The following is a 16,146-nucleotide window of genomic DNA, read 5'->3' on the forward strand; positions in this document are numbered from 1 at the left end:
CGTTTCCGCGCTGGCCTGGTTGCTGGCGTCCTGCGCGTCGATGGCGGACACAACCAGGCGGTACTCGCCCTCGGCACGCCCACGCGCTGTCCATACCTGCTCGAAGCGCCCGGCACTGGTCTGACGGCTGTCGACAATCCGTTCGACTAGCCGGCCTTCGAGATCCACCGCATCAATGCTGACCACGCTGGGCTGTTTCAGGCTGACGCTGATCGTGGTGGTATCCGAACGCTGGTCTGCATTGGGCGAGAACACAGCGGGATGAGCCTCAACTGCATCGATCAAGTCCTGACCGGCGGTAAGTTCAATTGCCCACACCTTGCGCGAACGGTTGCCCAGCCGATCCTCAGCGTCGATGGCGAAATACTGCGGGCCAACATATCCATGGCTGGACCAACGCCCCAAGGTTTCAGCACGCGCCTGCACCTGGTCGGGACCGGGGCTGCCCTTGAAGCTGCCTTCGGCCAGCTGCTGCCATCCTGAATTGGGGCTGTGCGAGGTGGAGAGAGTCCAGCGGCCGGTGTGCCAGTCGGCAATACTGGCGCGAATCAACAGACTGACTTCTGAACTGACGCTGTTCTCCGTCGGCGTTTCGACAGCGATCTCGGGCCCTGAGCCGTCAAGCTCAACCAGTCGACTAAACGAGTCGTTGTGGTCGCAGCGGTCGACGGTTACGAATTCAAGCATGTAGACGCCATCAGGCGCACCGGCCCCATTCCAGCTGGCGTACATCTGCCGGTTTGGCCGGTCCAGTGGATGGGTGTGTGCACCCAGGTCGACCTCAGCAAACAGCGTCGTGCGCGCATACTGCGGACGAGCACCGATCATTCCGGTGAATTCAGTGTTGAACACGCGAGCCGAGAGATGGACGTCCTCGTATGGATTAAGAATCCAAGCGGCTTGAGGGTAGTCGCCGCCCGGAGACAGGCAGCGCCCGATTCCGCAGTCATGAGCAACAGAGGCGTGCCGCGTATCCACCAAGCTGGTGCCGGCGTCGTGCTCGAATGTCACCAGATCACAGGCTGAGTAGCCTGACTGCTGCACGATAGTCTGCCCCAGTGTGACGGGCCCGTCGGGATAGCATTCGCGGTCATGCTCCCAATATGGGAATACGCACTCGGGCTTGAGCCCCGGTGGCGCCCAACGACGGGTTCCCATCACCCCAACAGTTCGACCCGGCGCCAACAAGGGCGGAGAATTCGGCCCCCGATCTACGATTGGGTCATATCCCACTTCGTAACACCGGCCATCCGACAACGGTGTGCTGCCTGCGGGACAGCCCTGCAGTGCCTCACCGAGCGACGCCGAAAAATAGGGTAGCTGCGAATAGCGCTCGCCCAGAATATCCATCTGCCCCGATCGCCCGGTGCACACCAGCTCACCGCTCGACGGCCAGGTCGTTCGAACCTGAGCGACACCACTGCTGAACAACTGGAACCCACCGTCTGTCGGCGGAGCATAGGTTGGCATCTCACCGCCTGGCGATGAAGCTATCAGTTCAGAATCCCAGACGCCGCGCGGAAGCCCAGCCGAGCTGAAAGACAGAGACCCTCTGAGGCGAACACCACCACTCTCGAATTGCTCCACCTGCTGCAAAGGCGTTTCAAATGCGAGAGGCCCGACCTCGACTCCGCCCGGCCCCTTGGCCTTCAGTGAGAACGCCAGCTGCACGGCACTGGCGATGTACTCATTCGGCACATCCAAGCTCAGTTCAGCTCTGAGGAGTTCGGGCTGCGTCGATCCACAGGCTAAATTGCGGATGGGCGCCACCTTCAGGCTGGCAACAAAACTAGCGGTGTTTGTGGGACATTGACTGGAGACAGGTGGCGTCGTCGCCTGCGCCAAAGGCAAGCGCCACTCGCGGCCGCGGGAATCAAGAAACACGATGGTCAGCTGGCTGTATGCACGCCAACTCGCCACTACTCTGTGGAATACGCCGTTGAACAGACCGCCCGGAAAGCTATGCACGCGCCCATCTGCATCACGCGCCTCCAACCGGAGCATGGAATGCGCATCGGTGCCGGCAATCGGCGCTTCGATGGCGAGCAGCAGCTCGACCTGAGTGGAGTCGGTGGACTCGAAGATGGAGCATTGCTGACTGAGCAGACGAACGCCGGCTGTACTGACATCGATCGGCGCACTGATGACGCTGGTGGTTCGCACTCGTACTTGCAGATCAGTCAATGGCGGGAAAGCGCTGAAATCGAGATCGGCCAGCCAGGAATACCCGGCCGAACGGCCCTGCGCATCGGGGTTCAGCCGAAGGTTGGTGTGAGTGACGACGGTCCAATCCGACGGCGAAGAACCACCGCCGCTCGACGCTGTGCGGGCCTCGAATGCGAGTCCATTGAGGTTTGAACCAATGTGTTGAAACTCGGCGGTTTCCAGATACTGGGAAGAGAGGTGCGCGCTATGAAGCGACATCTGCAAGAAGTCGACCCGAGGCCCGAAATCCTTCGTTCGCGAGTTTCCTGCCGAATCCGTCGCCAGCAGCCGAAGTTCAAACTGCGATCGCTCGCGCAAACTCAGATCAACACAGCCCAGCCATTGCTCACTTTCTGTCTGCGCATCCAGCTCACGCAAGGTGACCCAAACCGAACCACCGGTTGGGCGCCCCTGCAACCACACCTCGGGCATCGGCCGATCTGCGGCACCCTGCTGGAAAGTCGAGTAATGGAAGCTGGGTCCCGAGAAGGGCGTTGGCATGCTGCCCGTGCTTGCAAAGTGTGCTCGCGCCTGTTGGCAAGTCTCGACGCCGAGGGGAGTCAGCCGATCGGCAACCCTGTTTTGCGCCATCACCTGCAAGTTGGGTGCAGTCCGATCCACTTCGATACCGATGGCAAATCCAGTGTCAAACTGCAGTCGGTACTGCCCATCCGGCACCGGCAGCCCTCGCTCGTCCTGCCCTTGCCAGATCCAGGTATGCTGACCCAGATCGGCTTCGCCATAAGAAAGCAGTTGTTGTAGCCAGATCCGACCGGACGAATCGACGATAGACAGGCGAATCGTCCCCGCTCTTAGCACTGAGAAACTCAGTTCGGCGTCATCCAGCACGCCATCGCCATTAGGCGAGATCTCGCGATTGCTAACGCGCAGATCAGCCATCGCAGACGGCTGCTCAAGCGAGGCCGAAGCAAAGGACTCGGCCCGATTGCCCGCCTTGTCCTCAACAGTCAGCCGAAACAGATAGGCACCCGCTGTCGGCGGGGCCCAGCTCATAAACTCGGAAAAACGAACTTCTCCCGCGGTCGGCGGCAGCAACACGCGCCAGCGATCGCTTTGCTCAATCGGAGCCCAGTCGATTCGATAGCTAAGTAAATTCTTGTCGCTTGCTACGCCCCACAGACGAACCGACCTTCCGTCGCTGTCTGCGCGCAACTCAGCGCTCAGGCGATCCAGGGTGCTGAGCACGGTATGCGGCGGCAGAGGACGCTCAGCTTCGGGGTCACCTCGCTCGGCGAACAGCAAGCGGCCTTGCGCCTGCAGATGGCCGAAGTACTGTCCGGCGAGCGGAAAGGCGCGCTCAACGAACCAGTTGTCGGCACGCATGATGCGCCCATCTTGAAACAGAGTGGTTCCATTCTGCTGAACCAGAATTGGCCAGCCATCGGGAGAGGCTATCGGCTCAAGCCCGGTCTGCTCCGCCAATGCATAACGTTCTTGATCGAGGACGGATGTCAGCGGCCAGGTCGTAAAGCCGCCCATCCGTTGCAGCTCAGCACCCAGCTGCCAATAGTCGGTTGCGCCGTGGCACAAGGAGTAGCGGAATCCTGGCAGATCTTCGACGCGCTTGCCCTCAGACCCGCCGTCGTTTTCACCCGCGCCTGCTCGAACCAGTTCGCCGCTGCGCAAATAGGTGGTGTGCGTGAGTGGGTCGAGCAGCACCGCACCGCTATCGGGCTCACCGTCGAACTCGATAAAGCGCTTGCTGCCATCGTCACCGCTTTGCGGCAGCGCACACTGATACGGATACAGCTCACCCTCGATAGCGCCGACAGCAGCCTCCTCAAAGCGATACTCGCTGTAATCGATCTCTGCCGGAGAAACGTACTCACCCTGCCGTTCCACTGCAGGAAATTCTCTCTGCAACAGCAGCTCGCCCTTGCCATCGAACCAGCGAATGATTCGACCCTGGTGGTCCACTACCGATATCTTCTGACTGCTCTCATCCCAGTCAATCTGCAGATGGCCTGCCCCCTCTATCTCGTGATGATCAGCGCTTGCCAACCGCACACGGGTACCCGAGCGAAAATCGATCAGACGCGCTTCCTCGCCCCCTGGGCCTGAGCCCAGTACAGCGAGCCGCGACGCATCTCTCAGCAGGCGCCAATCCTTGGGATAGAAGTCATCCGACGCTCCGGACAGGTCGAGCGCTGCTCTAGCCGAATCCCAAGGTACGAACTGCCACGGGCGGCGAAAGCGCGTCAGGAACACCCCGTCGTCGTTGCCCCACACCACCCGGGCCTGATGGTCGACGGTGTCAATCTGCTGACTCTGTGCGGTAGTCGGGTCGAAACGCACCACGTTGGCAGCACCATGATCGAACCCGAGCAGCAAGGCTCCGTCCTCCAGCACCTGAACGATCGGCGCTAGCGAATATCCCGGAACGACGTGCAAGCGCACTGCATCTGAGGCAGAGGTAACCGAGCTGCGCCAGATCGAAGACTGCTGAGCGCCTCCTTGCGTGAGTTCCCGCAGGGCGAAATAGAGTGCTCTGCCGTCAGGCGAGAATGCCAGCTGGGTAACCTCTACCTCGCGCAGATTGTTGGCAGCGCGTGTCCGTTGCAACCATGCTTCGTCAATGAAGCTGCTCGACCGCCCGAACAGCACGTTAAAGCGGGCGATGCCAGAGCGCAAAGCTGCGTCGTCGTTCGACACATGGCCCACGACAAAGAGATCGTTGTCTGCGCCTGCGCCCGTGGCCGGCGCTGCCAACCACGGATGATAGGACGGCGGCAGCGCTCGGTAGATGCCACGCGATCCCCGCGCGGCATCGAGAGGTGCTGCCAGATTGCGATCGACGACCGCATACAGCGCCTCAGCGGCGAGACCTGAGTCTGACTCGAGCTGCATCAGATATTGGGCGTCGGGCACCGTATAGCCGAACTCATCGCGGCCATCCCAGATGGCCCGAAGATGGCCCGAATTGCTGGGCGTGAGCGACAGTGTGCGGACCTTGCGCCCCACCGAGTTGTAAACAGAAAGCCTCAAGCCATCCTGCGGATCAAGCCGGTACACCGCCTCGGTGTGATCGCGAATGCCGTCTTCATTGGGAGAGAAGAAGCGCTCGGTCAAGAACGCGCCGCCCTCCTGCACATTGACCGCAAGCCAGGACTCGTTGTCAGCCTCGTTGTATTCGCGGCGCTCAGAAAGTGGATCTGCCACGGCTACGATCGCCTGCAGTTCCATCCCCTCAGGCAACAACCAATCGGCCTCGACCCGAACCAGACCGCCAGCCTGGATCGCCGGAACAGCAAGGCCTGGAGCGATATCGACACGTCCAGCTGCGGTGCTGGCCTGCAGCGCCAGCGTGCCGGGAGGTAGATCCTGCTCTCCGCTGTTGGCCAGATCAACGGCAATACGCAGGGTTTCACCGGCAACCGGTGGACTGGGACTGAGCTGAATCGAAGAATCACTCAGCTCATAGTTGCCCGCGGACAAGGCGAGCACCGGCAACACACCAAGATTGTCATTCTCGTTGAGTTCCTCAATCTGGCCGGCACTGTCAACTCTAAAATACAGGTCCAGCTCACCCGAGGCCGGAAGGTCATCGACTGCCATACTGATAGCTTGGCGACCGCCGGCCTCAATTGCCGGCACCACCACGCTCTCAGCCAGCTTGCGCCCGTCAACGCGCGGGTCGCCCAGATACACCGCCGCACTGCAGGCCGCACTAGCCACTCCGCCCGTGTTGAGCAGCGAAGCGTGCATTACGAAGGGCTGGAACTGCAGCAAGGGGCTGGGCTGCACACTGAGGCTGGCCAGTTCAAGAGACAGATTTGCGCGATCGCCTCGTCCGATCTGAAAAACCCGCTCGACCGCATTATTCGCCTCTTCGATCTCGCTGATCGCGTCGGAGGGGTCTATGATCACCCTGAGGCGCTGCTCACCCTCTCGATCCACTCGCCAACGAAGCAAACGCTTTTGTGAGCCCCCGGAAAACACGCTTACTTGAGACGACGCCAACGGCTGCCACGCGTCCTGCTCACGCACCTGCAACTGCAGCTCAGCCAAGGGAGATTCCAATGTGCCGAAGTTCTGAACGTCTACTTCAAGCTCAAGATCCTGACCGAGCAGCGGGCTGGCGCTAGACCAAACGATACCTTGTTCTTGAACTGACAGATCCACCGTGGGGTCAAACGACACCCTTACCGATGCGCGGTTGTTGTCGCGATCGCTGTCTGAGGCCAGCCGTTCAGGATCCAGCTGTACTTCCAGTTCAAGCTGAGATCCCGTGGCGACCATCAGCTCAAGCGCTACCTGCGAGACACTGGCTGCTTCAAGGTCGACGAGCTGTCGCGCCAATGCGATGTCAGGATTGGACGCGTCAACCACTACCACCGGCAGCTGCTGCAGCGCCGAATCTCCGAGGTTCCGCACCCGCACCTGCACCTGCAACTGAGAGGGCACGCTCGTGATGCGTGCAGGCTCAGCGCTGATATCGACGGCGAAAACTGCGGGATCCGCGCCCGCTGATCGTTGCTGGATCTGGTAGCTAAGTTCTGCAGTATTGTTGGACTCATTGGACTCAGCCAACTCGTTGTCTGGGTCGAGGTCGGCGACCAGCTGCCCGCTTGCAGGCCAGTCGGGAGTTTCCGCCCAAACCGACAGTTCGATTGACTGTCCTGGGAGCAAGGCAGGCAGTGGCGTGCTGGCAACCGTGCTGGCGTCAGCTATTCGCCACCGCAGCACCGATTGAGGTGAGCCCACTGCAGCGCGGTTGGTCACACGTGCAATCAGCAGCACTGGCTCACCTTGGCGCGGTAAGGCCGGCAGAATCTGCAGCGGTGCGAGCACCTCGAGGTCTGGCTGCGTTTGCATCGAATCGGCCAGCAGGTACAAGGCCGTCAGATAGTTGCTTTGCTCGACCTGATGGTGCTGCTCAATGGAAGCTGCCGCCCTCGACTGCGCAAAGCTCCATAAAGCCGCCTTGAAATTGAGCGGCAACTCCGAAGCGGGAGATGCGACCAACAATTCCAGCGACGAAGTCAGACTTAGCTTTGAACTTGGGTCGCGCACCAATGGACCCAGATCACGCAGCCAGGTGAACAGCCTGCTCGCCGACTCTGCGGATATTGCTCCCGTGCCGCTGCCGATAACCGACGCAAGCAATCCGCTGGTGACCAGGCGACTTGGCCCTTGGGCAACAAAGCCAAATCCTCCGTCAGGATTCTGCTGCCGTGTCAGCCATTCGGTTCTGGCTGGAACGCCCGCCAAGCCCATGCGTTGCTGCAGTGCGCTGACCACGGCGGTGTCATGCAGGCTACTGGGCCACTCTTGATCCAGCCCGTAGCCGCCGTCTGAGTTAGCAGTCAACGGTGGCTGCGTTGGATTTCCCAGCGTCTGCAATGCAAGCGCCCGCCAGGCGCGCTGCTCGTTGGTCGTGGGCGTTTGAGCCGTGAGCCAAGCTACAGCCTTCGCGCGCGCCAACTCTGCCTGACTGCCCGCGCTGGCCAAGGTCAGCAGTACCACCGACGTATCGCGAATGCGTGTGGCAGCGCTGTCCTGCCAACTGCCGTCATCACGCTGGGTCGCCAGCAGCCACTCCACCGCGTTGGTGTGGGGGCGCGTGGCAACCGGAGCCGCCGGCGGCGTGGGCGCACCGACTCGCACATTGCCGTTCGGCGACGATTCGATTCTGATCTGCCCGCGACCGCGCGTCGCTGCAGCAAAATATCGCTCAAATTCTCTGCTAAGTACGCGGAGATCGTGAACCACCTCGTCAGACACCACGTCGCCTGGACGCTTTGCCAGGATGACCGCTGCCCGAAAGTGCTTGGGTGAGGTGCTGAAATCCGGCACCCGGTTGCCCAATGCCGCAATGACCGAGGCCAGTTCCACCTCCCGCGGCGGCCCGGCAACCGTCGCTCCCAGAATCGGCAGACTGGTAGCTGGCTGCTCTGCAGCGGGAAGCACGGCGATCGGCGGCAGCTCTTCCGTTGCGGCGAGGCCCGCCAGATACATATCCCAGATGCTGTATCGCTTTCGCGTCTCCACCGCCTCGTAAAGTCCGTCGTCACGCTGTTGCCAACGTGACCCAAACATCAAGGAGGCGTCGGAGTCGACATAAAAGCTCCAGTGTGATTCGGAGTCGCCGATCAGATCAGTGCGCTCAATGCCGGCTTCATCGAGATAGCGCGCACTGATTCCCCAGCGGTGCATCACCTCATGGGCGAGTACATTGAGCAGCCCCTGATAGCCCGGGCTGGACCGATTCCAGTCGTAGCGAGAAAGCGCCGACATGTCGATCAGACCCTGCAGCTTGCCTGCGCTGCCATAACTGGCGGACGCGTCGGATTGCGCCAAGCCAATACCACTCACGTCATTCTTGATTCGATTGTGGAACGCCAACGCACCACCGGTGTCGTACTCGAACGTGGTGAACACGATCAGAAAGTCGAACTCATCGCGGTGGTTGCTGTAGAACCGTTGAGCGATGGCGGTGCGTGGCTCGCTGTTGCCTCGCGTATAGTCGCCTTCGAACTCGATGACCGTGAGTTGGTCGAGTTCACTGGCGCTGCGGATAACAGTCTGTTTATCAGCCTTGAACTGCGCATGCTCTTCGACGCAGCTCGGCCCGTGCAAATGGCTGGCGGCAAACGCGGTACTGGTCAGTAGCAGCGCGACGCCGCAGAGAGCTCGTCCAAATCTCTTCAAACCATGGGCGTTGGACTTAGTGGCTGAAGCACCCAATCCGAGCCCGATCACTTGCTGTCATCCGGCTGAATCTCGATGGCCTGGACGAAAGGAACTTCCACGGTGCGCGACTCTCTTGCCCTCGCGAGGACCGCTTCGGCCGCGGGCATCGTTTCGCCGACACCGATCACCACCAACAGTTCTTCGCCCTGGTCAGTGAACCTGATGACAGCAGACTCGTCCCGTACCGCAGTCAGGATGGGGAGGCTTCGATCCGCATCGAACTTCTTCAACACGACCTGAGACGCGGCGCACTGCAGAACCGCAGCCTGACTCCGCGTATCGACCGCCAGCAGGCGACATCCCGCGAGCCCGTCCGCCCGTTCGTCGGCGGCAAGAGGACTTACAGACAGCAGCAATAAGCACAACAGGGCCGTCCCGACCATTCGCCGGGCCAAGAACGCAAAACGCCAACTCACTCGAAAACCCCCAAACAGCGCACCAATCGCGACTTCCCCTGTCACGATCAGGCCTTTCACGCAGCCCTGGCGCCCCAATGGGGGCAAAGCCTTCTGGGTCGACAGCCCATGGTCAACCCGTTCAAATCACGGTTTCTTCACCGCGAAGGCACAAAAGGTACACCAGTCAATCACCCAGAGAAAAGCGCTAACCGACCAGCGGTCGGGTTTGGCTTAAATCAACCCAAAACTCCGCTCGCACCAAGCGAGCAAGGGCGCTGAGAACAGGCCGAGGATCACCATCAGCATGGCGTTGGCGGCGAACAGCCAGCGCAATTGGAAGTCGCCACTTGGGGCGATCTTCAGCGACTCATCGGGTTGGTCGAAGAACATGACCTTCATTACCCGGATGTAGTAATAACAACCAACCACGGCGAACACGACGCCAACGATGGCGAGCCAGAGCAATCCGGCATCGATCGCCGCTTTCAGCACTGCCAGTTTCGCCCAGAACCCGAGCAGCGGCGGCAAGCCGGCCAGCGAGCCCATCAGCAGCAGAATGCAGAAGGCATAGCCGGGGTACTTCTTGCCAAGGCCGGCGAGGTCGCTGATCTGCTCGGCTTCAAAGCCCTTGCGCGACAGCAGAATGATCGAGCCGAAGGCGCCCGCTGCCATCAGCGCATAGCAGATGGCGTAGAACATCGCCGCGGAGAAGCCGGCGGCGGTACCGTTGGCCAAGCCGAGAAACAGAAAGCCGACGTGAGAGATCGTCGAGTAAGCCAGCAGTCGCTTGAAGTTGGTTTGGGCGATGGCAATGATGTTTCCGAGCGCCAGCGAAATCACCGCCAGCCAGGCCAGCATCAGTTGCCAGTCGGCTTCAATGCCGCCAGCCACGCCGCCCAGCAACCGGTAGGCCATGCCAAAGGCGGCCAGTTTGGGCGCCGAACCGATGAACAGGGTGACCGCAGTCGGTGCGCCCTGATACACATCGGGCACCCACATGTGGAACGGCGCGGCACCAAACTTGAACGCGATCCCGACCAGCACGAACACCACGCCGAGCATATAGATGACCTTGTTCTCGCCGAGATTGCCACTGGCAGTGCGAATCTCGGCGATGTCCAAACTACCTGTTGCACCGTACAGCATGCTCATGCCGTAGAGCAGCATGCCCGAGGCCAGCGCGCCGAGCACGAAGTACTTCATCGCCGCTTCGGAAGCGACTTTGTTGTCACGATCGATCGCTACCAGGGCATAGCTCGACAGCGCCAGCAGCTCCAGGCCGAGATAGACGGTGACCAGATTGCCGGCCGAGACAAGAATCATCATGCCGAGCGCTGCGAACAACACCAGCACGTGGTACTCGCCGCGGAACAGTCCGCGCTCGCTCAAATAGGGTCGGCCATAAATCAGCGCTGCGCCGCTCACCAACAGGATGAACAGCTTCAATGCGTCGGCCACACCGTCGCGCAGGAACATGCCACCAAACGCGACGGCATCGGCCTGCACCGGCTGACGTACCAGCAAGGCGGCGGTGGCGGCCAGGATGACCAGAGATAGAAAATGGGTCAGTCCGCGACGGTTGTCGCTGATGAACAAATCAACCAGAAGCAGCCCGCAGACCGCGGACAGCAGGAAGATTTCCGGGAACAACAGCGCGAAGTCCTGCGAGGTCATGGCGAGCGGCTCCCTCAAAGCTTGGTCGCGGCGAGCTGCGTCGCCAATTGAGCGATGGAAGCATCCATCAGGTCGGTCAGCGGTTTCGGATAGATGCCGAAGAACAGCACGGCGGCGGCGAACAGGCCGAGCACCAGTGCTTCCCGTGCATTGATGTCAGTGAGTTCAGCCACATGCTTGTTGCCGATCTCACCGAACACCACCCGTTTCACCAACCACAGCGTATACGCGGCACCAAAGATCAAGGTCAGTGCTGCGGTAGCGGCCAGCCATGGGTTCACCTGGAAGGTGGCAAGTATCACCATGAACTCACCGACGAAACCCGATGTTCCGGGCAGGCCTGAATTGGCCATGCCGAACAACACGAAAAAGGCCGCGAACCAGGGCATGGTGTTGACCACGCCGCCGTAATCGGCAATGCGACGGGTGTGCATGCGGTCATAGACCACGCCAACGCAGGTGAACATCGCGCCGGAAATGAAACCATGCGAAATCATCTGCACCATGGCGCCCTGCAGGCCAAGCTCGGCCGCATCGATGTGACCGCCGCGAATCAGGGCGAACACGATGAAGCAGCCCAGGGTGACAAAGCCCATGTGCGAGATCGACGAGTAGGCGATCAGCTTCTTCATGTCTTCCTGCACCAGGGCGACCAGACCGATATAGACCACGGCGATCAAACTCATGGTGATGACCAGCCAAGCCCATTCGAATGAGGCGTCCGGCACGATCGGCAGCGAGAAGCGAATGAAACCGTAGCCGCCGATCTTCAGCATGATCGCGGCCAGAATGACCGAGCCACCGGTCGGCGCTTCAACGTGAGCATCGGGCAACCAGGTGTGCACCGGGAACATCGGCACCTTGACCGCAAAGGCGATCAGGAAGCCGAAGAACAGCCACATCTGCTCGGTAGCGGTGAGCTGCAGGGCGTACATGTCGGCAAGCTGGAAACTGCCGCCTTTCAGATACAGGTAGATCAGGCCCACCAGCATGAACACCGAGCCGAGGAAGGTGTAGAGGAAGAACTTGATCGAGGCATAGACGCGACGCGTGCCACCCCAGACGCCGATGATGATGAACATCGGAATCAACATACCTTCGAAGAACACGTAGAACAGCATCGCGTCCAGGGCCGAGAACACGCCGACCATCATGCCTTCGAGAATCAGGAAGGCGGCCATGTATTGGTTGACGCGGTCGTTCACCGAGCCCCAGGCGCCCAGCACCACCAGGACGGTGGTAAAGGTGGTGAGAATGATCAAGGCAATCGAGATGCCATCCACGCCCAAGGCGTAGAAGACATCGAAGGCGGGAATCCAGGCCGCGCGTTCAGCGAACTGCATGGCCGCGCTGCTGGCATCGTAGCCGGTGTACAAAGGCAGGCTGATCAGGAAACAGGCGAGTGAGATCAGCAGAGCCAGCCAACGGGCCAGATTGGCACGTTCAGCTCCGACCGCCATGGTGGCGACGCCGCCCAGTACCGGCAGCCAGATCAGAAGACTCAACAGGGGCAGTTCGGATTGCATCGAATCGTCCTAGTCGGGAGCGCGCTCAGCGCAACCAGTAGATAAGCGCGCCCAACAGCGCGATGAGACCCACAATCATCGCGAAGGCGTAGTGGTAGAGATAGCCGGACTGCATCAGGCGAATGATGCCGGACAGCCGATCGACGAAGGTGGCTGAGCCATCGACGATCACGCCGTCGATCACTGCACTGTCGCCGCCTTTCCAGAAGGCGCGCCCCAGCTTTAGGCTGCCGCCGGCAAAGATCTTTTGATTGAAGTCGTCAAAGCCGTACTTGTTCTCCAGCAGTCGGTGCAGCGGCGCCAGGGCTTTCTTGGTCTTGTCGGCAATGGCCGGGTTGAACAGATAGATGTAGGCGGCGCTCAGGAATCCGAACAAAGCGAGGTAGAACGCTGGAGATGCGTAGAAGTGCGCCCCAAAGGCGATTGCTGCAGACACCCAGCCCTGGTCAGCGTGCCAGATCTTGTCGGCCACCTGCCCCAGGGTGTTGTTCGCCTCGTTGACAAAGATTGCGCCGGCGAAGAAATCGCCAAACAGCATCGGCCCGACGCTGAGGAAACCAATCGCAATCGAGGGAATCGCCAGCAGAATCAGCGGCAGCGTCACCACCCAGGGCGACTCATGCGGCGTATGCGCATGATGATGATCGTCATGGGCATCGTGCTCGTGCGCCAGGGCCTGCTCGTGCTCGGTGCTGTCGGCTTCCGGTGCGACGTAGTTGCCGTCTTCGATATGGGCATCGAAGCGCTCCTTGCCGTGGAAGGTCAGGAACAGCAGGCGGAAGCTGTAGAAGCTGGTGACGAACACGCCGAGCAGCACCGCCCACATGGCGTACTGCTGCACCCAACCGCCATGTTCGGCAGCAACTTCAGTGGCCAGGATGATGCTGTCCTTGGAGTAGTAGCCGGAGAAGAATGGCGTGCCGACCAGGGCCAAGGTTCCGATCAAACTGGTGATATAGGTGATCGGCATGTACTTGCGCAGACCGCCCATCTTGCGCATGTCCTGCTCGTGGTGCATGCCGATGATCACCGAACCCGCGGCCAGGAACAGCAGGGCCTTGAAGAAGGCGTGAGTCATCAGGTGATACACCGCACCGGCGTAGGCCGATACGCCCAATGCCACGGTCATGTAGCCGAGCTGCGACAGCGTCGAATAGGCCACCACGCGTTTGATGTCGTTCTGCACGATGCCGATCAAGCCGGTGAAGAAGGCAGTGGTGGCACCGATAAACAACACGAAGTTCAGTGCCGTCTCGCTCATCTCGAACAGCGGCGACATGCGCGCCACCATGAAGATGCCTGCAGTAACCATGGTGGCGGCATGGATCAGCGCGGAAATCGGTGTTGGGCCTTCCATCGAATCCGGCAGCCAGACGTGCAGCGGCACCTGGGCCGACTTGCCCATCGCGCCGATGAACAGGCAGATGCAGATGAAGGTTGGAATCGACCAGCTCGTGCCATCCCAGGGCACGAAGGTGGCGTCCTTGATGCTCGGCGCCGCGGCGAACACTTCGGCGTAATCCAGCGAGCCGATCCAGAACAGCACACCAGCAATACCCAGCAGGAAGCCGAAGTCGCCGACGCGATTGACCAGGAAAGCTTTCAGATTGGCGAAGATCGCGCTCGGCCGCTTGTACCAGAAGCCGATCAGCAGATACGACACCAGGCCCACGGCTTCCCAGCCGAAGAACAGCTGCATGAAGTTGTTGCTCATCACCAGCATCAGCATCGAGAAGGTGAACAGCGAGATATAGCTGAAGAAGCGCTGATAACCCGGGTCTTCGTGCATATAGCCGATGGTGTAGACATGCACCAGCAAGGACACGAAGGTGACCACCACCATCATCATCGCGGTGAGCTTGTCGACCAGGAAGCCGACGTGTGCCGAGTAGCCGCCGATCTCAAACCAGGTGTAGATGTTTTCGTTAAAGGTGGGCGCGCCACCCCAGACCAGGTCGTACAGCACCTTGCAGCTCAGCGCACAGGCCACCAACACGCCGAGAATGGTGACGGTGTGTGCCCCTGCCCTGCCCACCTGACGGCCGAACAGACCGGCGATCACTGCGCCCAGCAGGGGCGACAGCGCGATAGCCAGCAATGTCGATTGCTCGATCACCATGAATTACTCCACCACATTCGGTTGCGACGAGGCCTGCATCGATCAGCCCTTCATCGAATCAAGATCAGCCACCGCAATCGAGCCGCGGTTACGGAACAAGGTCACCAGGATCGCCAGACCAATCGCCGCTTCGGCTGCCGCTACGGTCAGGATAAAGAACACGAACACCTGACCATCGACATTGCCGAGATAGCGCGAGAAGCCGACAAAATTGATATTCACCGCCAGCAACATCAGCTCGATCGCCATCAGCAACACGATGACGTTCTTGCGGTTGATCACGATGCCGAGCACGCTGATACAGAACAGCACCGCGCCCAGCCCAAGGAAATGATTGAGACCGATCATTGGCCACCTCGGCTCTTGTCAGCATCGACCTTCACCAGGCGCACGCGGTCATCGCGCCGCACCATGACTTGTCGTGACGGATCCTGATGTTTGGTGTTGGGACGTCGGCGTAGGGTCAGCATGATCGCTGCGATGATCGCCACGGTGAGAATCACCGCGGCGATCTCGAACGGATACAGGTAGTCGGTGAACATCGCCTTGCCGATCCAGTAGGTATTGCCTTTTGCCAGCGCCGGATCGGCGACCGGCAGCGGCTGCGCAGAGCGACCAACACCCAGCAGAGTCAGCATCTCCGCCGCCATCACACCAGCGACGATCAGGGCCACCGGCAAGTGCCGACGCATGCCGGCGCGCGCAGTCTCGGGTTTGATATCCAGCATCATCACCACGAACAGGAACAGCACCATCACCGCACCGACGTAGACCAGCACCAGGGCGATGGCCAGGAACTCAGCCTGCGCCAGCAACCAGATGCAGGCGGTGGAGAAGAAGGTCAGCACCAGCAGCAAGGTGGCATGCACCATGTTGCGGGCCGTCACAACACCCAATGCCGCCGCGGCAGTCACGGCAGCAAAGAGGTAGAACGCGATCAGAGTGAATTCCATTGCTGTCTTCTTCTATCTCTTTCCGCGATCAGCCGCGGAGGCATGGAGCGGTGAGGATGATTAACGATACGCAGCGTCGAGCGAACGACGCTCGGCGATCTCGGCCTCGAGTCGATCACCAATCGCCAGCAGTTGCGACTTGTTAACGACGTTCTCACCGCGCTTCTCAAAGTGATATTCGTGGATATGAGTTTCGACGATCGAATCGACCGGGCAGCTTTCTTCACAGAAGCCGCAGTAGATGCACTTGAACAGGTCGATGTCGTAGCGCGTGGTGCGGCGGCTGCCGTCTTCGCGCGGCTCGGAATCGATGGTGATCGCCAGCGCCGGGCACACCGCTTCGCACAGCTTGCAGGCAATGCAGCGTTCTTCGCCATTGGGATAGCGACGCAAGGCGTGCAGTCCGCGGAAGCGATGGGACTGCGGAATCTTTTCCATTGGATAGCGCATGGTGTACTTGGGTGCCCACAGGTAGCGCCAGGTCAGGGCCAGCCCCTTGAGCAGCTCGAGCAACATCAGGCTCTTGAAATAGTGCACGACGGCGTTCATGGCGAGCC

General features: G+C 60.4%; 8 protein-coding genes (1 of these 8 only partly in view). All 8 read right to left on the bottom strand.

Annotation, left to right across the window (positions count from 1 at the left end; genetic code table 11):
* Nucleotides 1-8,877: the 5' portion of a CARDB domain-containing protein gene (locus IFO71_RS13840; RefSeq protein ID WP_192030240.1), read on the bottom strand. 20,793 nt of this gene lie to the left of the window's left edge; 8,877 of the gene's 29,670 nt are visible here — the first part of the coding sequence; the start codon lies at nucleotides 8,875-8,877; its stop codon lies beyond the left edge, outside the window.
* Between the two features lie 47 nt (nucleotides 8,878-8,924).
* Nucleotides 8,925-9,395: a hypothetical protein gene (locus IFO71_RS13845; RefSeq protein ID WP_192030241.1), complete on the bottom strand. Its 471-nt coding sequence runs from the start codon at nucleotides 9,393-9,395 to the stop codon at nucleotides 8,925-8,927.
* A 153-nt stretch (nucleotides 9,396-9,548) separates the two neighbouring features.
* A complete protein-coding gene (gene nuoN / locus IFO71_RS13850; RefSeq protein WP_192030242.1) occupies nucleotides 9,549-10,991 on the bottom strand; it encodes an NADH-quinone oxidoreductase subunit NuoN in 1,443 nt (480 codons plus the stop codon).
* Nucleotides 10,992-11,005: 14 nt separating this feature from the next.
* The gene (locus IFO71_RS13855; protein ID WP_192030243.1) at nucleotides 11,006-12,517 is read right to left on the bottom strand and encodes an NADH-quinone oxidoreductase subunit M; all 1,512 of its coding nucleotides are present in this window, start codon (nucleotides 12,515-12,517) and stop codon (nucleotides 11,006-11,008) included.
* Between the two features lie 25 nt (nucleotides 12,518-12,542).
* Complete coding sequence (gene nuoL, locus IFO71_RS13860; protein WP_192030244.1) at nucleotides 12,543-14,636, bottom strand: NADH-quinone oxidoreductase subunit L; 2,094 nt, start codon at nucleotides 14,634-14,636, stop codon at nucleotides 12,543-12,545.
* Nucleotides 14,637-14,678: 42 nt separating this feature from the next.
* Nucleotides 14,679-14,984: an NADH-quinone oxidoreductase subunit NuoK gene (gene nuoK, locus IFO71_RS13865; RefSeq protein ID WP_192030245.1), complete on the bottom strand. Its 306-nt coding sequence runs from the start codon at nucleotides 14,982-14,984 to the stop codon at nucleotides 14,679-14,681.
* On the bottom strand, nucleotides 14,981-15,589 hold the full coding sequence (locus IFO71_RS13870) for an NADH-quinone oxidoreductase subunit J (protein ID WP_192030246.1): 609 nt from the start codon (nucleotides 15,587-15,589) through the stop codon (nucleotides 14,981-14,983). The genes nuoK and IFO71_RS13870 overlap by 4 nt, the downstream gene beginning before the upstream one ends.
* A gap of 60 nt (nucleotides 15,590-15,649) precedes the next feature.
* On the bottom strand, nucleotides 15,650-16,138 hold the full coding sequence (gene nuoI / locus IFO71_RS13875) for an NADH-quinone oxidoreductase subunit NuoI (protein ID WP_192030247.1): 489 nt from the start codon (nucleotides 16,136-16,138) through the stop codon (nucleotides 15,650-15,652).
* Nucleotides 16,139-16,146 lie beyond the last annotated feature (8 nt).

The sequence above is a fragment of the Pseudomarimonas arenosa genome (assembly GCF_014841215.1).
Taxonomy (GTDB): Bacteria; Pseudomonadota; Gammaproteobacteria; order Xanthomonadales; family Xanthomonadaceae; genus Pseudomarimonas; species Pseudomarimonas arenosa.

Excerpts from the sequence above, each read along its gene's own strand:
- nuoN (WP_192030242.1), bottom strand. The coding sequence starts at position 10,991 with ATGACCTCGCAGGACTTCGCGCTGTTGTTCCCGGAAATCTTCCTGCTG.
- IFO71_RS13855 (WP_192030243.1), bottom strand. The coding sequence starts at position 12,517 with ATGCAATCCGAACTGCCCCTGTTGAGTCTTCTGATCTGGCTGCCGGTA.
- nuoL (WP_192030244.1), bottom strand. The coding sequence starts at position 14,636 with ATGGTGATCGAGCAATCGACATTGCTGGCTATCGCGCTGTCGCCCCTG.
- nuoK (WP_192030245.1), bottom strand. The coding sequence starts at position 14,984 with ATGATCGGTCTCAATCATTTCCTTGGGCTGGGCGCGGTGCTGTTCTGT.
- IFO71_RS13870 (WP_192030246.1), bottom strand. The coding sequence starts at position 15,589 with ATGGAATTCACTCTGATCGCGTTCTACCTCTTTGCTGCCGTGACTGCC.
- nuoI (WP_192030247.1), bottom strand. The coding sequence starts at position 16,138 with ATGAACGCCGTCGTGCACTATTTCAAGAGCCTGATGTTGCTCGAGCTG.